At 41.7% G+C, this 19589-nt stretch carries 15 protein-coding genes and 1 pseudogene; 6 read left to right on the top strand and 10 right to left on the bottom strand.

All coding sequences use genetic code 11. From position 1 onward, the window contains the following. Nucleotides 1–143: 143 nt before the first annotated feature. Nucleotides 144–551, bottom strand: a complete 408-nt coding sequence (locus V7K50_RS18165; RefSeq protein WP_334962384.1) for a universal stress protein — start codon at nt 549–551, stop codon at nt 144–146. 89 nt (nt 552–640) lie between these two features. Here V7K50_RS18165 and V7K50_RS18170 point away from each other — a divergent pair, with 89 nt between their 5' ends. From V7K50_RS18170 to V7K50_RS18185, 4 genes and pseudogenes are all read left to right on the top strand, one after another. Then, nucleotides 641–1843 (top strand): phosphoglycerate kinase, encoded by a 1203-nt coding sequence (locus V7K50_RS18170; protein WP_334804547.1) that lies wholly within the window; start codon nt 641–643, stop codon nt 1841–1843. Nucleotides 1844–1979: 136 nt separating this feature from the next. After that, entirely contained in the window at nt 1980–3086 is a 1107-nt protein-coding gene (locus tag V7K50_RS18175) for an AAA family ATPase (protein WP_334962386.1), read from the top strand. Then, nucleotides 3028–3192 (top strand): annotated as a pseudogene (locus V7K50_RS18180) (NUDIX hydrolase N-terminal domain-containing protein); the annotation flags it as partial. The gene V7K50_RS18175 and the pseudogene V7K50_RS18180, both read left to right, overlap by 59 nt. A gap of 55 nt (nt 3193–3247) precedes the next feature. After that, the gene (locus V7K50_RS18185; RefSeq protein ID WP_334962388.1) at nt 3248–3535 is read left to right on the top strand and encodes a TauD/TfdA dioxygenase family protein; all 288 of its coding nucleotides are present in this window, start codon (nt 3248–3250) and stop codon (nt 3533–3535) included. Nucleotides 3536–3627: 92 nt separating this feature from the next. On the opposite strand, the gene V7K50_RS18190 is transcribed toward V7K50_RS18185, so the two are convergent. Together V7K50_RS18190 and V7K50_RS18195 are read right to left on the bottom strand one after the other, a co-directional pair. Further along, complete coding sequence (locus V7K50_RS18190) at nt 3628–5757, bottom strand: serine/threonine-protein kinase (protein WP_334962390.1); 2130 nt, start codon at nt 5755–5757, stop codon at nt 3628–3630. 55 nt (nt 5758–5812) lie between these two features. After that, a complete protein-coding gene (locus V7K50_RS18195; protein WP_334962391.1) occupies nt 5813–7498 on the bottom strand; it encodes a serine/threonine-protein kinase in 1686 nt (561 codons plus the stop codon). Nucleotides 7499–7675: 177 nt separating this feature from the next. Between V7K50_RS18195 and V7K50_RS18200 the strand changes: the two genes are divergently transcribed. Then, nucleotides 7676–9190: a phenylacetate--CoA ligase family protein gene (locus V7K50_RS18200; protein WP_334962393.1), complete on the top strand. Its 1515-nt coding sequence runs from the start codon at nt 7676–7678 to the stop codon at nt 9188–9190. 165 nt (nt 9191–9355) lie between these two features. Here the strand turns inward: V7K50_RS18200 and V7K50_RS18205 are convergent, their stop codons facing one another. Together V7K50_RS18205 and V7K50_RS18210 are read right to left on the bottom strand one after the other, a co-directional pair. Continuing rightward, complete coding sequence (locus tag V7K50_RS18205; protein ID WP_334962395.1) at nt 9356–11083, bottom strand: tetratricopeptide repeat protein; 1728 nt, start codon at nt 11081–11083, stop codon at nt 9356–9358. A gap of 279 nt (nt 11084–11362) precedes the next feature. Beyond that, nucleotides 11363–12652 carry a Glu/Leu/Phe/Val family dehydrogenase gene (locus V7K50_RS18210; protein WP_334962397.1) on the bottom strand — a complete coding sequence of 430 codons (1290 nt, stop codon included), beginning with the start codon at nt 12650–12652 and terminating at the stop codon, nt 11363–11365. Between the two features lie 249 nt (nt 12653–12901). Here V7K50_RS18210 and V7K50_RS18215 point away from each other — a divergent pair, with 249 nt between their 5' ends. Next, nucleotides 12902–13468 carry a DUF2808 domain-containing protein gene (locus tag V7K50_RS18215; RefSeq protein WP_334962399.1) on the top strand — a complete coding sequence of 189 codons (567 nt, stop codon included), beginning with the start codon at nt 12902–12904 and terminating at the stop codon, nt 13466–13468. 52 nt (nt 13469–13520) lie between these two features. Here the strand turns inward: V7K50_RS18215 and V7K50_RS18220 are convergent, their stop codons facing one another. From V7K50_RS18220 to V7K50_RS18240, 5 genes are all read right to left on the bottom strand, one after another. Beyond that, on the bottom strand, nt 13521–13868 hold the full coding sequence (locus V7K50_RS18220) for a hypothetical protein (protein WP_334962401.1): 348 nt from the start codon (nt 13866–13868) through the stop codon (nt 13521–13523). 79 nt (nt 13869–13947) lie between these two features. Beyond that, on the bottom strand, nt 13948–15435 hold the full coding sequence (locus tag V7K50_RS18225) for a CIA30 family protein (RefSeq protein WP_334962403.1): 1488 nt from the start codon (nt 15433–15435) through the stop codon (nt 13948–13950). A 100-nt stretch (nt 15436–15535) separates the two neighbouring features. Then, a complete protein-coding gene (locus V7K50_RS18230; protein WP_334962405.1) occupies nt 15536–16738 on the bottom strand; it encodes an FtsW/RodA/SpoVE family cell cycle protein in 1203 nt (400 codons plus the stop codon). 541 nt (nt 16739–17279) lie between these two features. Next, on the bottom strand, nt 17280–18728 hold the full coding sequence (locus V7K50_RS18235; protein ID WP_334962407.1) for a sensor histidine kinase: 1449 nt from the start codon (nt 18726–18728) through the stop codon (nt 17280–17282). Nucleotides 18729–18738: 10 nt separating this feature from the next. Next, nucleotides 18739–19290, bottom strand: coding sequence for a heme NO-binding domain-containing protein (locus V7K50_RS18240; RefSeq protein WP_334962409.1), 552 nt, complete (start codon nt 19288–19290; stop codon nt 18739–18741). Between the last annotated feature and the right edge of the window lie 299 nt (nt 19291–19589).

Raw genomic sequence — 19589 nt, forward strand, 5'->3', positions numbered from 1 at the left:
ATGCGCCTAACACAACGCCAGTTGCTTCTCCGAGGGGGAAATGCTACGCGTAGCAAGATCCCCGGAGGGGTGCGGGGGAAACCGTCCAACGCACTGGCGTCCCTACAGTAATTTTCTTTTTGCTAGTATTCTGCAATACACTGCTAAGGCACAATCAGCACTGGGCAAGGGGAAAGGTTAATCACGCGAGTGGTAACACTATCATCCGCTCCCTCTTCAGTCAAACCTAGCCCTCGACAACCCATGATAATTAAATCGGCCCCGATTTCATCAGCGACATCGCAGATAGTAAAAGCTGGTTTGCCTTGCCTTTCCAGGATTTCTGATTTAATTCCTTGTCCAGAAAATAAAGATTGGGCATTTTCTAGCAGTTTGGCAACTACCTCTGGCGACACCATCGGATCTGGGCTAGGTGCGTCTTTTGGCGGTTCTTCTACCACAGACAGCAGCACCAAGCGACTGCCGTATTTTTGGACGACGTTGGTAACTACGTCAGCAGCTTCCCGCGTTTCCCGGCTTTGATCAATAGGAAATAGTACTGTTTTAAACATTTCTGTCACCTGGACACCCCTGACTCCGGTAAAATCTGGATGGTTCTACTTTCAAAACAATAACAAAAAGGCAATCAGGAGAGTTTGGTGTGTCCAAAAAAAGTTTAGCAAGTTTATCTTCGGCTGATATCTCTGGGAAACGTGCCTTAGTACGGGTTGACTTTAATGTGCCTGTGGACGATAAAGGCAACATTACCGACGATACTCGCATTCGCGCCGCTCTACCAACTATCAGAGATTTGACGCAGAAGGGTGCTAAGGTCATTCTCGCAAGCCATTTTGGCCGTCCCAAGGGTGTGGATGACAAACTACGCCTAACTCCCGTTGCCAAGCGTCTGTCGGAGTTACTGGGGCAAGAAGTCGTTAAAACTGATGACTCTATTGGTGATGAAGTTGCAGCTAAAGTTGGCGCGTTGCAAAATGGTCAAGTGCTGTTACTAGAAAATGTCCGTTTTTACCCAGAAGAGGAGAAAAACGATCCAGAATTTGCGAAAAAATTGGCAGCTAATGCTGATTTTTATGTAAATGATGCTTTTGGTACTGCACACCGCGCCCATGCTTCTACTGAAGGTGTGACTAAATTCCTCAGTCCTTCTGTGGCTGGATATTTGGTTGAGAAGGAATTGCAATATCTGCAAAACGCTATTGAAAATCCCCAACGTCCTTTGGCGGCAATTATTGGCGGTTCCAAGGTTTCCAGTAAAATTGGCGTGATTGAAACGTTGCTGGAGAAGTGCGACAAGCTGATAATCGGCGGTGGAATGATTTTCACATTCTACAAAGCCCGTGGTTTGAATGTTGGTAAGTCTTTGGTGGAAGAAGACAAGCTGGAACTGGCGAAGTCTTTGGAAGCTAAGGCTAAGGAACGTGGTGTCAGCTTACTGTTACCTACAGATGTGGTAGTGGCAGATAACTTTGCCCCTGATGCCAATTCTCAAACCGTTAGTATTGAGAATATCCCTGATGGTTGGATGGGTTTGGATATTGGGCCAGACTCGGTGAAGGTTTTCCAAGATGCCCTTGCAGATACCAAAACGGTTATTTGGAACGGGCCGATGGGTGTGTTTGAGTTTGATAAGTTTGCAGTAGGTACGGAAGCGATCGCTCATACCCTCGCTGAAATTAGCAAAACTGGCACAACTACCATTATCGGCGGTGGTGACTCAGTAGCGGCTGTGGAAAAAGTTGGTTTAGCAGACCAAATGAGCCACATCTCTACTGGTGGCGGCGCTAGCTTGGAGTTACTTGAAGGCAAGGTATTGCCTGGAATTGCCGCTTTAGATGATGCGTAATAAATTTAGTTCTTAAGCTATTGTTAACATCAGCTTATTGATCACAAATTGAGTAGGGGCACAGTGTACTGTGCCCTTGCTATTTTTGTTAATATTTCTGCAACCATGTGACCAAAGTTATGGAAGTGATGTTGTAATGGCAAGAATTGAAGAAATTTCAGTCAAAAACTATCGGGTTCTCCAAAATATTACCCTAAAGGATATCAAACCTTTTTCCGTTTTTCTTGGGCCTAATGGTAGTGGCAAAACTACTTTTTTTGATGTGATAGGTTTCCTATCAGATTGCCTAACTACTAATGTTCGGAAAGCGTTAGAAAAACGAGGAAGATTTCAAGAGGTTATCTCCCGTGATTGTCAAGGTCAAGAAATTGAAATTATAATTAAGTATAAAGAAGATAAAAAATCTCCTAAAATCACATATACCGTTGCTATTGCTTTACAAAATGGAGCGCCGATTATTTCAAGAGAAACTCTCAAATGGAAGCGCGGTTCTCATGGAAAGCCATTTGATTTTCTTAAGTTTGAAAATGGTGGAGGTGAAGTAATTAGTGGTGAAAATCCAGAAATAAATGACAAGAGAATTCATTATCAAATGGATGATCCAAGTTCTCTTGCTATTAAAACTATAGGTCAATTATCAGATAACCCACACATTGCTAGTTTGCGCCGTTTTATTGAGGGATGGTTTCTCTCTTATTTCATACCAGATCAAGCTCGTCAGCTAGCAACTGCTGGTGCAATGGAACATCTCTCTCGTGAAGGAGACAATATTGCCAATGTAGTTCAATACCTTGCTGATGAACATCAGGAAACTTTATCTAAAATTTTGAAGTTACTAGCTAGCCGTGTTCCTCAGCTAGAAAAAGTGGAGTCTGAGCCAACAATTGATGGCAGATTGGCTCTTTTATTTAAAGATGCACCTTTTAGTAAACCATTTCTAGCTAGGTTTTCCTCAGACGGTACACTAAAACTACTGGCATATTTGATATTATTAAATGACCCTAATCCTCCTCAACTACTTTGCATTGAAGAACCAGAGAATGGACTGCATCATCGACTGCTTGATTCTTTAAGTGAGGAAGCTCAGGCTTACTCGCAACGCGCACAAGTATTCGTTTCTACTCACTCACCATTTTTTGTTAACACAATAAAAGATGCTGGACAACTTTGGATTTTCCAACGCGATGATACGGGTTATGCAACTGTTACAAGCGATCGCTCAAAATGGTCTCAGCTACTCTGAAGGTGTTTATGATATCGAACGCTATAAACAATTGCAGGCGATCGCTACAGAAATCATGGCGACTTACTCAAATATAGAACACAGCTATGTCCTCGATTTATTTAGCTTTTCTATCTACACTAATTAACTATATAGTTTGCTCCCAAAATAACTGCATCGCAATGACTCAAAATACTCAACAACAACCAATCACTGGTAAAAAAGGATTATATTTAGGTTCGGAAACTGCGATCGCAGTTGGTATGCAAGATCAACCAGAGTCAGCAAAACTTTTTTGGGAGGATTTGTTTAGGACTGTTCTAGACTGTACGCCAGTCTACTCCCATGTTTGGCAGCCAGGAGATATTATTTTTTGGGACAACTCACAGGTGATGCACAGAGGTACACCCTATGATGCAACGAAACACAAGCGAATTGCGTTGCGTTTAAGTGTAGTAGAGACAGGTTGAGCTAAACAAGAAGACGGGGAAAGTCGGAGACACGCTGAAAGTATTCTCTGTGTCCCCATGTCTTTGCGTCCCTGCACCGTCTTCCAAAAACACTAAGGCGTTGTCTCAGGAGTTGGTATTGCTGTAGGTGTAGGTTCAGGTTTGGAGGTTTCTGTAGGCGTGGGAGTTGGTGTAGGCGTGGGAGTTGGTGTAGGCGTGGGAGTTGGTGTAGGCGTGGGAGTTGGCGTGGGATTTTCTGCTGTAATGCTGAGTTGATAATCTACTGGTTTCGATGCTGTAGAAACCACAGCAAACTCGTAAAATCCCTTCTCTGGTAATTTAGTTGACAAACTACGCCGGGTAGAATCTTCTAAAATTTGGATTTTGCCAGATGGTGAATAGACTGATAATAAAACTTGGGAATTTGCTTGTAGCTTTAAGTCCAGAGATTGATCTTTAGCAAGTCCAGCAATTAACACTTTACCACCACCAGGTTGAAGAGTACCGTTGACTGTTTTGCTGGTAGCGCCCGGCTCAAAAACAAGTTTCTCGAAAGCGCTACCACTGAGGATAGCACTGAGTCGATCGCTAACAAAACCGTACCAAACTTGTCCAATGGGCTGAGATCGAAAATCTTTACCACGCTGATCGGGAAATACATTGAAGAAAGCAGCATCTCCCAAATCAGACAAAGAACGACTACCAACGTTGATTTTGTTCACTTCCAGTTTCCAGCGATCGCGTTGGGCAGTTGTGTAAGTTCCCATCTGTTGACGTGCTTTATCACTCAGTGGCGCTATCTTTTCCAACAATTCTGAGGCTGTTTTATCCCATTCTGCCCGCAAACTCTCATCTTCAGGGCCATTGCTGAGAGTGCGTCCCCGTAAACTGGGATTTCTGTCCCAAAAAACTTGATTCACCAAGTTTACGTAGAATTTAGAGTCAATACCCAACTGTTGACGGCGATCGCTTAATTTTTCTTTGCGTTCCCGTTCTGCTGGCGAATATTGCGCTAAAGGATCAGTTGGTTCTTCAGTGGTTGGAATTGGGCTGGCTGTAGGAGTAGGTTTGACTTCCACAACATCGTCGTGGTGGCTATTGACTCCCCACCAAATTAAGCCAGCACTACCAGCGACTAGCGCCGCCACTAGGAAGGTTTTTGTTGGTGTCCACCACGAGGGAGGAGGGGGAGATGGGGGAGATGAGGGGGATGAAGGAGAGATGGCGACGGTGGCGGATGTAGGTTGTGGTGGTGTGGGGTATTGAGTTGGGGGATAGTTAACTGGGGGCGGGTTAAGGGATTGCAGTACTTGACGGGCTGATTGATAGCGATCGCTTGGTCTAGCAGATAACATTTTATCTAATACTTGTCCCAAAATTGGACTCAAGCTAACTTCCCGTCGCCACTGCCAGGTAAGATTGTAGGCATCAATTAGTTCTTGGGGTTGCTTGCCTGTCAGTAAAACCAACATGGTTGCGGCTAAGGCATATAAGTCGCTATGGGGAGATACTGATCCAGTTTGCATCTGTTCTGGGGGTGCAAATCCGATTTTACCTAATAGGGTTGGTGCTGGAGGAGGTGCGACCATACCGGGTTGGTAATATTCAGAAGCAACGGTTGCGACTACTTGTTTGACACCGCCAAAATCAATTAACACTGGCAATTTGTCAACAGTACGAAGCATTAAGTTATCTGGAGAAATATCTCGGTGAATTACTCCTAGTGAGTGAATGTATTCCAATACTGGCAAAATTGAAAGCAACAATTGGCAGACTTCCGTTTCTGTAAAGCGCAAACCCTGCTGTATTCGGGTATTTAACAAAGAATTGTAAGTTTCCCCTTCGACATAATCTTGCACTAAAAACAGATATTCTTTACCCCCTAAGTTCAGCCGCAGCAGTTCCCGAAAGCGGGGAATTTGGGGATGTTGCAGTTTATAAAGAACACTCGCTTCTCTCTCAAACAATTCTTCAGCTTTTTGGACAACGTAAGCGGTTTGAACTTGGGGCGAAAACTCTTTTAAAACACAAAGTTCGCGGAAACGGTTGACATCTTCAGCTAAATAAGTGCGTCCAAAGCCACCTTGGCCAATTTGACGTACAATCACATAGCGATCGCCTAAAGTTAATCCCGGTTGGATACTATAACTCATGGGCGTATCCAACAGTTTTTCACCACACTGGAGACAAAAGCGACTACCTGGGGAATTTTCATGTCTTTTAGAACAATAGATTGAATTCATTGGAAAGTGAGGATTTAGGAGTTAATTCATAACTCATCACTTATAACTCCTAACTCTATCTTTGTACTTTACTGACTTGATCGGCTGCGATCGCATACCAAATTTGTCCAAAAGTCTGTTGATTCATTTTCCCACGCTGCTGACCAGGAAACAACTGAGCAAATTTTTCATTTGTGTCTTTGTTCAGTTGATCAATTGTATACTTCCCTAATTCCCCTGATCGCGCTTGTCGTCTCCATGTTTCGTAATCTTGGTCAGTATATTTACTCAATTTACGACGAGATGCTGTACTCAGTTTCGCCTGTTCTAGTTGATTCAATAAATCGTCAGCGACATCAGACCATTCATCTCGTAAACCAGCGTCTTCAGCTTTAGATGTCAGGCTACGTCGCTTTAATTCCGGTTTTTTTGTATAAAATAAATCATCTACGAAGCCAATAAAAAATTTTTCAGGAATTTCTAGCTGTTGACGACGACTGATAATTTCTTGGATATCGTGGTTTTTTCCTTTCTCACTGACTGGTTTTCCGCTTGGAAAGTGTGGGATTTCCGGTAATGAAGGTAATGAAATTGATGGGATGGTGATTGAAGCTACAGCCCGAATGACTGCATTTCCCGCCGCTAAAGTTAATCCAACTAAAGCTGTTCCCCCTAAACTGATCACAAAAGGGCGAATCCAAATAGGCCAAGATATTGGTTTAGCAATGGCTTGGGTTTTGCTCTGGAATCTACTCACAACAGCGCTGGCGTGTTGTCTTCCCGGAGCAACTATCATCGTCTTAATCTTGGTGCTAATATAATTACCTGGGGATTTAATCGCAGTTGATGATGGTAAATCTTTGAGAATTTGCTCGGCTCGTTGGTAGCGATCGCTCGGTTTATAAGCCAGCATCTTTTTTAACACCGCTTCCAGTTGGGGACTAACTCTAATTTCCTTTCCCCATCCCCAAATTCCCTGATAGCTGTCGTATAATTTTTGTGGTTCTTGACCTGTGAGCAACACCAGTATTGTCACAGCCAAAGAGTATAAATCACTACTAAAAAATGCTTTTCCCTGCCGTAGCTGTTCCTCTGGGGCGTAACCTTTTTTACCCAGCAAAGTGTTATTTCCCACCAACTTCGTGCGCCAAAAACCTTGAGAAGCTGGTAATTGCTTGACACCACCAAAATCAATCAGCACAGGTAGATTATCAGAACGCCGCCAAATCAAATTATCAGGAGAGATATCGCGGTGAATTACATCTCGTGAGTGGATGTAGGATAACACAGGTAAAATCTGTTGCAGGAGGGTGATTACTTCCTCTTCACTAAAAGTTTTTCCTTGACTCTCACGCTGTTCTAATAATTGGTAATAATTATCACCATCAACATAATCTTGCACTAGAAAGAAAAAATCTTTACTACCTATCTTCACTTGTAGCGAGGCGTGAAAACGTGGAATTTGTGGATGCTGGAGTTTTTTGAGGACATTTGCTTCTCTTTCAAATAACTCTTTAGCTTTTTGTAAATCTTGTTGTTCTTGTACTTGGGGTGCAAATTCCTTCAACACACAGGTTTGCTGGGATTTATTTCTATCTTCAGCCAAATAGGTGCGTCCAAAGCCGCCCTGTCCTAATTGACGGATAATTTGATAGCGATTATCCACAACCTGTCCCACAGCAAGAGGTAATGGTTCACCACAAAGGGTGCAAAAGCGGTTAATACCATTATTTGTGTGTTGTTTACTGCAATAGAGCTGCATGGTGCCCAAGGATAAATTAAGGTTTTATTGAATGACTACAACGCCCATACCCTCATTTTCGGATATCCTACGAATTACGAATTAGGTAAAGCCTGCGTCATAGCTTCGCTTAGAGCGTAGCCGATTACAAATTATTTTAACGGTGTTGATTCTACTTCAGGATAAATAACAAGTGTCATGAACCGCAAATCAAGACAGCAGCAAGTAATTAAAGCATTTGAAGATTTTTTGTCTACCCCGCTAGAAAGGTTACTGCAACGTCATCTCAACACTCAAACTTCGGCAACTTTGAGTTTATTTCACGATGTGGCGGCTAATGTACCAGCTTACAAGGCGTTTTTAGCAGAGAGGGAAATTAATCCCGCGACTATTCAAACCTTGGAGGAGTTTCAAAAACTACCAGCGATCGCTAAACAAAATTATATCCTGCGTTATCCCTTAGCTGACTTGTGCCGCAACGGACAATTAGAAACCTGTGACATGATAGCCGCTTCATCAGGCTCCAGTGGGAAACCGACATTTTGGCCTCGTTTTTTTACAGATGAACTCCAAATCGCCACACGCTTTGAACAGATTTTTCACGATAGTTTTCATTCAGATACTAGACGTACCCTTGCAGTAATTTGTTTCACTTTGGGCACTTGGGTAGGTGGAATATTTACCACCAATTGCTGTCGTTATCTTGCTAGTAAAGGTTATCACATCACTGTAATTACTCCTGGTAACAACAAAGAAGAAATCTTGCGAGTTGTCCAAGAACTAGGTTCAGAATTTGAGCAAGTGGTGTTATTGGGATACCCGCCATTTTTAAAAGATGTGATTGATACTGGTATCGCCCGTGGTGTGGAGTGGCAGCAATATCAGATTAAATTAGTGATGGCGGGAGAAGTATTTAGTGAAGAATGGCGGAGTTTAGTTGGTGAAAGAATTGGTTCCCAAAATTCCTGTTATGATTTTGCATCACTTTACGGTACTGCGGATGCAGGAGTTTTAGGTAATGAAACACCGTTAAGTATCTGCATTCGCCGTTTTTTGGCAGAAAATCCCGATGCAGCTAGAGCTTTATTTGGGGAATCGCGTTTACCCACGCTAGTACAATATGATCCTTGCAGTCGCTTTTTTGAAGTTCAAAATGGTGGATTGCTCTTTTCTGGAAATAACGGTATTCCCTTAGTACGTTATGACATCTTGGATACTGGCGGGATAATTAGTTATGATGCCATGCTGCAATTTTTAGCTAAATGGGGATTTAACCCCCTTGAAAATCTCCGTTCTGACACTGAACACTTACCTAGAGGTATTCATCAGCTACCTTTCGTTTATGTCTTCGGCCGTTCTAACTTTACAGTTTCTTACTTTGGCGCAAATATCTATCCCGAAAATGTGACGGTGGGATTAGAACAACCAGGAATTCAAGAATGGGTGACGGGTAAGTTCGTGTTGCAGGTGAAGGAAGATGCTGACAAAAATCGATTTTTATCTGTGGTTGTGGAATTAGCGCCAGGGGTAGAGGGTAGTGAAACTTTAAAGCAAGCGATCGCATCTTCCATTCTTTCACAACTGCTACGCCTCAATAGCGAGTTTGCTAATTATGTTCCCCCAGAATATCAAACACCACAAGTTACATTAGCCCTAATGGGTGATTTTGAATATTTCCCCATTGGGGTGAAACATCGTTATACCCGTCAATAGTACTAGGCGCGATGACAAATAAAAAAATACTCAACTATTTCTTGTGGGGTGGGTGTCTCACCCGCCCACAGCTAAAGGCGCTCATATTGCCCACCCCACAAGATTGGATAATTTATTTGTTGTCAGTCCCTAGGTAAGAATACACTCAATAGTGTATATTTTCTACTAACTATATTCGTTAACGAAAATTTGGAACATCTCATATTCCCTAATCGCATCAAAATCAGGATCAGTTTTCGCAATTTCCAATCTATTTGATTCAAGTTTGATTGATTGTTGGAGGTTTTCTATTGCTAGAGTGACATTGTTTTGTAGTGCGTAACAACAGGCTTTGTTATACCAGCAATCAGCACTGTCAGATTTAATTTCAATTGCTTGATCGTAGACAACTAACGCATCTTCATAACGTTGCAATTTTATCAAACTGCCACCTTTATTATTCCAAGCATTGATGTTATCTGGCTTTAATTCAATAACTTTTTCGTAAGAGGCGATCGCATCTTCATATTGTTGTATAAAATAGAGTGCATTGCCACGATCTAACCAGAAACCATAAAAGTCAGAATAGATTGTAATTGCTCGATTGTATGAGTCTACGGCTGCTTGATAATTTTTCTGTGCTGCTAAAGCTTGTCCTCGTAACCACCAAGTATTACTATCTTCTGGTCTAATTTCTATTACTTTATCGTAGGCTGCGATCGCTTCCTCATAACGCTGTAATTTTGCCAAAGCTTCGCCTTGTTTATACCAAGCTTGATAAAAATCTAACTGAATTGCGATCGCTTGTTTATATGCTGTTAAAGCTTCTTCATTGCGTCCTAAATCTGTAAGAGCAATCCCCTGATAGTACCAAACTTGTGGATCATCAGATTTGATTTCCAAAGCTTTTTTATATGAATCAACTGCTTCTACATATCTTTGCAAAAAATAAAGTGAATAACCGCGTAAATACCAAGCATTAGCGTAGTCTGGTTGAATTTTAATTGCTTGATCGTAGGAGGCGATCGCTTCATCATGTTTGTTTAAACGATAAAGCGCATAGCCCCGCCAATACCAAGCATCAGCATTGTTCGGTTTATTCTTAATTATTTTGTCATAGCCAGCGATCGCCTGCTCATATTGTTGCGATGAGACTAACTTATCAACTTTTTTTTGTAACTCTTGATTTTTATCTCTAAATATCCATAAAACCAAAACTAATCCGATAACTAAATACCGCGAATTCTCTCTAAATATTGCATTAGCAAAAACAGTTAAATTTTCTGGTAGATGAAGATATTCGCTAATTGTATGAGTGAAATTCCATAAAAATCGATTAAAAGGTCTGGCAAACCATAACAAACCAATCAATATCCAAATTCCATATTTAGCAACCTTATTGATTTGCTGTTGAATTGGTTGTGGCAGCCACGGTTCGATAATTCCATAACCATCTAGTCCAGGAATAGGTAATAAATTAATCAAAACGACATAGATATTTAGAGATATTATATAAGCTAGGGCAGTAATCAAAGCAAATAAAACTGAATTTGGATTTTCGAGAGCTAGAGAATCCCAATCCAATTGAAAAGGCATTGATAGCAGGTAAGCTAGAATCAAATTGGCAATTGGGCCAGCAGCCGAAACCGCACTTTTCCATTTGCGATCGCGTAATCGACTGTGATTAATATAAACTGCTCCCCCAGGTAGAGCAATACCACCAATTAGGAGAAAAAATAACGGCATCATCAAACTCAAACTCGGTTCGGTATATTTGAGTGGGTTCAAGGTCAAATAGCCCTTATCTTTGACAGAAGTATCACCACCCCAATATGCTACTATTGCATGACCAAACTCATGCAAAGATAAAGATAATATCCAACCAAAACAGATAAAAACTACTATTAGCCACATATTATAGATATCTCGTAAAAATCCTGGTTAGTTTTTGATCGTATTGGCTTTTACAACAAGTTTAAGTAGAGCGGCGTAAATAATACTTACTTACAGCATTTTACAAGTAAATGAAGTACACATCTTAATCTCATGAATCCTGTGGGGTGGGCATCCTGCCCGCCCTTGTGTACTTCATTCAGATCAAATGTGCTGTAATAGAAAATCATCAGTGAGCGATCGCCTAAAATTTTGCCCACTGATGATTTATTTTACCTCGTAAATTGTCGCTATCAACAATTAAGGATAAAGACCCCTATCAGTCAATGCCTGAGCCACTCTACCCACTCCTAAAGTGTAAGCTGCTAACCTTAAAGAAATTTGTCGTACCTCCGACTGGTGAATTACCTTGCGGTAGGCTTGCACCATCAAATGCTCCATTTCGCGGTTGACACGTTCCTCATCCCAAAATACGTAAGAAAGACCCTGCACCCACTCTAAATAACTCACTACCACACCGCCAGCATTGGCCAAGATATCCGGTAGCACGATCACACCCCGCGCCTCTAACGCCAAGTTAGCCTCAAGAGTAACCGGCCCGTTAGCTGCTTCTGCCACAATCTTTGCCTGCACCTGATTCACATTTTCTTCAGTGATCTGGTTTTCTAAAGCTGCTGGTATTAAGACATCGCAGGGTAAAGTTAATAAATCTGCATTGCTAATTGGTACAGATTGCGGGAAACCCACAATACTCTTACGATTTTCAGCCGCGTAGACTTTCAACTTGGGAATATCAAGACCAACTTCGGAAAATATTCCGCCAGCAGCAGTTGAAACAGCGATAATTTTCGCTCCCGCTTCATATAATAATTCTGCTGCGGCACAGCCGACGTTACCGAAACCCTGAATAGCAACTCGCATTCCTACCAAGGATTTACCTTGATCTGCTAGCGCCTCACGCACAATAATCATTACACCACGTCCGGTTGCCATTTCCCGGCCTAGAGAACCACCAATAGAAAGGGGTTTCCCAGTTACAACTCCTGGTACAGCATGACCAACATTCACAGAGTAAGTGTCCATCATCCAAGCCATTTCACGGGCAGAAGTACCCATATCCGGTGCTGGAATATCTACGGAAGGCCCAATATCTTTAATCAACTCACTGATATAACGGCGGCTGATTCGCTCTAATTCGCCAACACTGTAGCGTTTGGGATCTATAGCAATACCACCCTTACCACCACCATAAGGAATACCTAACAAGGCACATTTCCAGGTCATCAGCATTGCAAGAGCCGATACTTCCCGCAATGTTACAGCTGGATGGTAACGAATTCCACCTTTGTAGGGGCCTAAGACATCGGAGTGCTGCACCCGATGTCCAGCAAGAACTTGTATTTCTCCATCATCTAGTTTCACAGGAATGGAAACCGTGACAACCTTACGCGGGTGGCTGAGAATTTCCAGCAAACCCTGATTTAAATTTAATTCTTTAGCTGCTGCTTCTAAGTAGCTACAGGCTTGGTCAAATGGGCATATATGCGCTGGAGAAGCAGGTTCTGGCAGCAACAGTGATTTTGAAATCATAATTTTTTTTCCTATCGCAGTATATTTGCGAACTGGATATATGTACGCCTAGCTTATCCTTGTTTTTTCAGAAAATAGGAATTTTGTAGTTTTTGTTACATTTTTCTTGAACAGAATTCAGGAGTCAGAATTCAGTTAGGTATTCTGTATGACTCACGGATGAATAATCGGCGTCCCTTTTACTCATTCCCAAGTCACTGATTCCTAAAGAACTAGAATTGGATTGAGTGCGTTTTTTATATCTGAATTATGCGCGTTGCAACTTTGTTTGGAATAACACTCTCGTTATCAATAGGGATTGCAGAAGTTGCGGTTCCGGTGACTCAGGCTGTGCAACTCAGAGATGGCACAGTTTATTTTGTCGAACCGCCGAAACTTGTTAATGCCACAACTACTTACAAAGATGTGAATGTTTGGGGTGGGACTTATTATTTTACGATCAATGTGCCGGAAAATGCTGGAGAATCGCTCCAGAAGGTAACGATCGCACAGAAAGAGGGAGCAGAAAATATCGCCTATGATCTTAATGATACCCGTGCATTTGTGGGAACAAGCGATCGCAAAGAAACGCAACTTACATTAGGTGCAGTCACAAATGACCGCGAGACACGCACTGTTTCTGTAAACTTTAACCCGCCCGTAACTCCCGGACAGATAGTTACAATCGCCCTCCGCCCTGTAAGTAATCCCAGCTTTTCTGGTGTCTACTTATTGGGTGTCACAGCTTTCCCTGTGGGTGAAAAATCTCACGGTCAATTTTTGGGCTTTGGACGGTTTCAGTTCTACAGCAATCGGGGAAGCTGGTGGTTCCCATAGAAGTGGGTGAAAAAGCGATCGCACTTAATGCTTTCTGCGGATGCCGATTTCCTTACCGAGTTTCTAATTTAGCAACTCGCTCCTCTAATTTATTCACTTGTTGCTTCAGTTCAATCACCAAAGTTGCAAGCCGATCAAACATCCGATCTGGCTGTGATAAATTCCTTCTGGAACCAGTTGATTGTCGTGGGGTAAGTGTTGTTCTTGGCGATGGAGACTGGCGGCCTTGTCCTAGTTGAGATTCTATCTGGCTTAACCGCGACTCGATCCGATTAAAATCTGCTTCCAAGTTGTTGATACGGGACTCCACTTGCTGCGATGAGGCAGTTTTGGAAAAAAAACTGCCCCAGAGAATTGTTACTAAAATCCCGGCGATTACTAGCACCTTGACTTTCTTCATATCAATAGCTGACTTCTTGCAACAGTCTATCTAACCAGGATTTGCTAATGTGGTTACAGACTAAAAATCTGTATATACTTCATTTTTTATCTGGTTGTAAGTTAGAAAATAAACTCTGCCAATCGATAGATTTGATAGTATTTTCTCCCTGTTTCACCTCAACTGTGACATTAGACGCTTTTCCTATTTTTAGCGCTTGCACGCAAAGTTCTGCCACATCCTCACGGCTGATTTTGCCTCTAATATTGTCACCTTGTTCAAATATTAATTCCATCCCACCTGCGTCTTCAGTTAAAGCACAAGGTCTAATAATTGTGTAAGGAATTCCACTTTCTCTTAAACTATCTTCTCCCTTCAACTTCCAAGTTAAAATTCCTCCCAATTGGTCATTTAATTTCACTGCTGGTGGTTCTTCGTCTAAATTAATGCCAGGGCGGCCAGGACGAGTTACACCTGCTGAACTGACGAGGATAAATTGTGGTAAAGTTGTCCCACCATCAGCTTTAATTGATTCCAATTGCAAAGTAAAACCACCGGGAGAAAATTTGGGATTTAAAGCGCCATCGTATTCAAATTTGCTCAACATCAGTTGGAATGAGCAAATTCTACTTTGCTCAATTGGCGGGGCATCTTTGACAACTTTTGCCCGAAAGACAGGAATCAAATCTGCAAAGGGAATGTGAATATCTACCCACGTATCAGCTACGGTGTCAAAGGAATAGCTGTAACCAATACCATCCCATTTTGTATCCGTCCGCAGAAAGATTTTATAACGCTGACCATCACCTTTGACACGCAATTTTACACCTGTGTAACCAGATAAGTTGAAGGGTGGATCAAAATTCTTAGTTCTGACAGAAGCAAATCCGCCAGAGTTAGCGGTGGAGACGTTACCAGCAAATAAAGCTGTATTTTCTACTAATTGGATATTACTGGCACTCACGCCACCCATGACGACATCATCCAATGCTCCCCAGTTATCCTTTAATTCTGCTGATGGCTTGGTGAAATCAAATATTAGTTTTTCCTTTGCTTGGGGTAAATATTTTGCCGCAGCTTGAACTAAGTTTTTGACACCTTGATATTCTACATTTTCTGGGGTGTCGCCAACAATTTCTGGTTGGTAGAATTTAACACCTTGATAGTATTTGGCTCTATCTGCTGTGTCTCCCTCAACTGGTTGTACACGCACTGCTGTACAACAAACTACAGCTTGGATATCAGCCATAACCAAAGGATTTAAAGTTTCTGGTTGCGTGATATCCGCAACTACTAAATCTATATCATTACCAAGAATTGATCGTGCTTTCTCAATGTCTCGAACTAGGGCGCGAACTTTATAACCTAGTTTCCGCGATCGCTGCACAACTCGTTTACCTACACCACCTGTTGCACCTGCTACTAATATTACACCCACGTTTCTTCCTCCATTGGGTCTATCTTGATTATCCTTAGGACGACCTTGAATTAACTGTTGTACCCAGTTAAGGAAAGGAATTACCTCAAAGTAAGTCAGGGTTTCGATAAACCTGCCTAAGTCCCATTGAGAACGATTTTTGTCAGTCATAGTTTCCGTCCTCATAACTTTTTTCAGTCTAGCAATTTTGAGGGATTGGGGACACTGAGCTTGTCGAAGTGTCCCTAATCCCCAGTCCCCAGTCCCTTTTTCAATTCCGATTTTTCTGAAAAGCTCTGCGTCTGCGCCCACTTTCAAACAGGGGTTTTCGCAACGGAACTACCTCAGCTTCACTACTCTCACGTGCTACCCGAATCAGCAATCCAGCAGCTATTAAACTGGCAATCATGGAATTACCACCATAACTAAACATGGGCAAAGGTAAGCCAGTAGTCGGCAAAGAACCTGTAGCAACACCGATATGGAGCAATGATTGTCCCACCATCAAAACCGTCACACCGATCGCTACTAATCGATGTACTGTATTTTTAGCTTTTAACGCCACCATTAATCCGAGAGTGGCGAATGTCGCTAAAAGTGCCAACAATACCATACTGCCAACAAAGCCAAACTCCTCAGCGAACACTGCAAAAATAAAATCGGTGTCCTGAATTGGTAAATAAAACAGCTTTTGTTGAGAAAGCCCATATCCAGAACCCCAAGTTCTACCAGAACCTACGGCTAGTAGACTTTGCACCAACTGGTAGCCATCTCCTGTAGCATCCGCCCAGGGATTCAGGAATGACATCACGCGCTTACGCTGATACTCTTTGATGCTAATACTGAGTATTGCCAACATTACTCCACCAATTGCTGTTCCTCCCAGGTACTTGTAAGATAATCCAGATGCTAGAGCAATTAGCCAGATAGTCATACCGCAAAGTGCTGTTGTACTCAAGTTAGGCTGGGCAAGAATTCCTAAAAGTACCAGACTGAAAATACCCAACCAAGCCAAGCGAACCCGCCAACTGATTCGTTCCCACTGACCAAAAAGCCGCGCACTTTGCAGCACCAAAAAAGGTTTAATTAATTCTGAGGGTTGAATCGGAATTGGCCCGATCGCAATCCAACGCGCTGCATCAAAAGCTTTTTTTCCCAACCCGGGGATCAGTGTGACAAAAATTAACGCCAAAAACAGCAACAAAAACCAATGGGATAGTCCCAAAATTTTCTGCAACGGCAAATTAACAATAATATTGAATCCGATTAACGAAACTAAGACCCAAAGCAGTTGACGCTTAAAGTAGTACAACCCATCATTCTGACGGGCGTCAGCGACGGCATAGGATGCTGAAAATAGCATAATCAAGCCGACGAACAGCCAAATCAACGTTAACCAGCGCAACAACCGCGCTTCTAAAGCCCAGTTGGAGACTGAACTATCAAAAATTGGAATCAGGCGGCGTAGATTCACGATCAGTACAGGTAAAAAGTTAGAAATTAGGAGTTAGAAATAAAACTCATAAATCATAACTTATAACTCATAAGTAGCCTTGACAACCATAAATCTTCGAGTTGTCAACTTCAATACACCACTAGTTCAACATTTCTGACAAATTGTGTTGGCTATGCGCGCCGTAGTCCTACAAGAAAGCTACGCGTAGCGTCTCCTAGAGAAGGCATCGCGATCCTGCAAACATAAAGTACTATTTTATAGTCAGTAAGTAGCTAGGAGTAAATAAATTAAAGTTCGTAGTAAGGACTTTAGTCCTGATAATCCTTGTTTTGAGCGATGAATCGCTCACTACGAACTAGGATTTTATTTTATGTTTAATTATGCCTACCTACTTAACTCGAAATTTACTTAAAGTATTCCTAAACTAATAAGAGTTACGCATTGACAGAAAATACCAAATATGTATATTAGACATCTGGTGAAAAAGAATTGTTTTTACCTAGCACTGCTACGTCTCTACAAGGGTTCTGTTTAACGCATATTTAATTTCTGGAGATGTCTATTTAATTAAACTTAATGATTTCACGTAATTAACTACTTGTTTGTCCATAGATAGGGGAATTTCAATCGAGAACTCAGTTCCTTGCCCAGGTTCTGATACACATCTCAGGGTTCCTCCATGTTTTTCAACTACAATCTGATAGCTAATTGATAAACCTAATCCTGTACCCTTACCTACAGGCTTAGTTGTGAAAAATGGATTAAACAGTCTTTCCTTAACTGCTTCCGTCATTCCTGAACCATTATCAGCGATTCGGATCACACAATTCGTTTCAATGACTTCTGTCGTAATTGTAATTTTATTAGGACTGGCGTGAATTTCTGCGATCGCACGTTTACTGTTATAGTGATCGAGCGCATCGATTGCATTACTGATAATATTCATGAATACTTGATTGAGTTGACCAGCGTAGCAATCTACTAAAGGCAGATTTCCATAATTTTTCACTACTTTGATACCAGGATGCTCAACACTATTCTTGAAACGACTCTGTAAAATCAGCAAAGTACTATCAATTCCCTGGTGAATATCAACTCTTTTCTTCTCCGCTTCATCAAGACGAGAGAAATTCCGCAGGGACAAGACAATTTCAGAGATCCGTTCGGCTCCTACTTCCATCGAATTGAGGATTTTGGGCAAATCATCTAGTAAAAAATCTAACTCAATTTCCTTAATGTATTCTTGAATTTCTGAGGCAGGATTGGCATAAAATTGTTGGTAAAGATGCACAAGCTTCAGCAAACCTTCCGTATAATCCTTTGCATATTTCAAATTCCCGTAAATAAAGTTAACAGGATTGTTGATTTCGTGAGCGACTCCTGCAACTAACTGTCCCAGACTGGACATTTTTTCAGCTTGGACTAATTGAGCTTGAGTTTGCTGTAAGTCACGAAGGGATTTTTCCAATTTTTTAGACTGAGCCTCAGCAATTTCTGCTAAATTCTCCTTGATTTGTAGCGCACTCCGTAGTTGTGCCCTTTGCTGTTTCAATTCACCTGTTAACTTTTTGGCATCAGCCAAAGCGATGTTCTGAGCTTGTAGTAGAAACAGAAAATCAACAATTGGGTCGTGAATCGCAAAGTCTTTGAGTTTGATACCCAGAGGAGCCAGGCTAGTTGTATTTGTAATCCAGGGAGAACCTAAAAAAAATATCATATCCTGCTCTGGTTCATACATCATCTGACCCTTGAGATGCATTCCATTGTGGAGAAACTCTAATATGAACAGGGCACGAGACTGTTTACTAATAGCATCAAAATCAACCAAAATTTTTGGGCGATTGATCTGGAAATGCTGCTCAATCAATTTACCAACCAATGGTTCAGGACTGATGCGCTCTAAGACATCACCAGTTTGGATAATTTCCCGATTACGGCTAAAGGCAAAGTGGAAGGGAAAAGCTTTCGTCAACGACTCTGGTGAAAGTGTAAGGTGAGGAGGAGCCATGCTACTGCACTCAATTTGGTTTATAAATCACTAAAAATTCATCATGTTCAGCCCCATCATCTCGACTTTGGGTTTGGGTAATATGAACTTCTGTGTCAAACCTGCTTCCCAATCCTTTGACTAGTCCAAGAATCATTGGCGTTAGCCCTTCTCTATCAGAGCGATAATGTAAGCTCAGAGAATTTTCCTCCATCTCAGTACATTCAAATGATGGCGGCTGGAGTTGGGGAAAACTAACTCCCACACGAGCATGAAGATTGTCGAGGTTTTCTAAAAACTCAGGGAGTGTATCTCCACTCATATCCATCATTTCGCCATAGCCTTCTTGGGCTGTGTACTGAACCCAGAATTCCCCAAAGGCTTGCATAATATCTTTGGAAGATAGACCGAGAATGACACTAGCAGCTTTTACCAGCCTGTGGGTGATGTCATCGGGATAGCCTTCCATACTGAGGAAAACATCTACATCCACCTCTGCTTTGTGCTTAATTTCTTTCCAAGTATCTTCGCCAAAGCGACTGCACACCATATCTTGAATCGCCTTGTTCACTAATCCGTACATGGAGCCTCCTCTTGCTGCGCCTAATTTTGTTTTGTAAATTTGCCCAAGACTCAACAACTAATTCCTTAAAAGGGTTATTTTAATGACAAAATTTTCTGTAATCAAACCTGGAAATATTTGATTACAGCTTTAAAAACCGAAAAAATAGGGAAAACTGTTAGCATTTTAATGTTACAAATCCTCATTATTACAACCGTATTTTCACTTATTTCTCTTGCCCAGCTAATTTTGAGGTTTGTAATAAGCACTTGAGGGCTTAGAAAATAAGGACTAAAGTCCTTACTACAAACTTGCTTACC

The organism is Nostoc sp. (assembly GCF_036917135.1).
GTDB lineage: Bacteria > Cyanobacteriota > Cyanobacteriia > Cyanobacteriales > Nostocaceae > Nostoc.

Bases quoted from the DNA above. Each gene is read 5' to 3' on its own strand.
- V7K50_RS18215 (WP_334962399.1), top strand. From the start codon at position 12,902: ATGCGCGTTGCAACTTTGTTTGGAATAACACTCTCGTTATCAATAGGG.
- V7K50_RS18220 (WP_334962401.1), bottom strand. From the start codon at position 13,868: ATGAAGAAAGTCAAGGTGCTAGTAATCGCCGGGATTTTAGTAACAATT.
- V7K50_RS18190 (WP_334962390.1), bottom strand. From the start codon at position 5,757: ATGAATTCAATCTATTGTTCTAAAAGACATGAAAATTCCCCAGGTAGT.
- V7K50_RS18210 (WP_334962397.1), bottom strand. From the start codon at position 12,652: ATGATTTCAAAATCACTGTTGCTGCCAGAACCTGCTTCTCCAGCGCAT.
- V7K50_RS18175 (WP_334962386.1), top strand. From the start codon at position 1,980: ATGGCAAGAATTGAAGAAATTTCAGTCAAAAACTATCGGGTTCTCCAA.
- V7K50_RS18205 (WP_334962395.1), bottom strand. From the start codon at position 11,083: ATGTGGCTAATAGTAGTTTTTATCTGTTTTGGTTGGATATTATCTTTA.
- V7K50_RS18235 (WP_334962407.1), bottom strand. From the start codon at position 18,728: ATGGCTCCTCCTCACCTTACACTTTCACCAGAGTCGTTGACGAAAGCT.
- V7K50_RS18240 (WP_334962409.1), bottom strand. From the start codon at position 19,290: ATGTACGGATTAGTGAACAAGGCGATTCAAGATATGGTGTGCAGTCGC.
- V7K50_RS18195 (WP_334962391.1), bottom strand. From the start codon at position 7,498: ATGCAGCTCTATTGCAGTAAACAACACACAAATAATGGTATTAACCGC.
- V7K50_RS18165 (WP_334962384.1), bottom strand. From the start codon at position 551: ATGTTTAAAACAGTACTATTTCCTATTGATCAAAGCCGGGAAACGCGG.
- V7K50_RS18185 (WP_334962388.1), top strand. From the start codon at position 3,248: ATGACTCAAAATACTCAACAACAACCAATCACTGGTAAAAAAGGATTA.
- V7K50_RS18225 (WP_334962403.1), bottom strand. From the start codon at position 15,435: ATGACTGACAAAAATCGTTCTCAATGGGACTTAGGCAGGTTTATCGAA.
- V7K50_RS18200 (WP_334962393.1), top strand. From the start codon at position 7,676: ATGAACCGCAAATCAAGACAGCAGCAAGTAATTAAAGCATTTGAAGAT.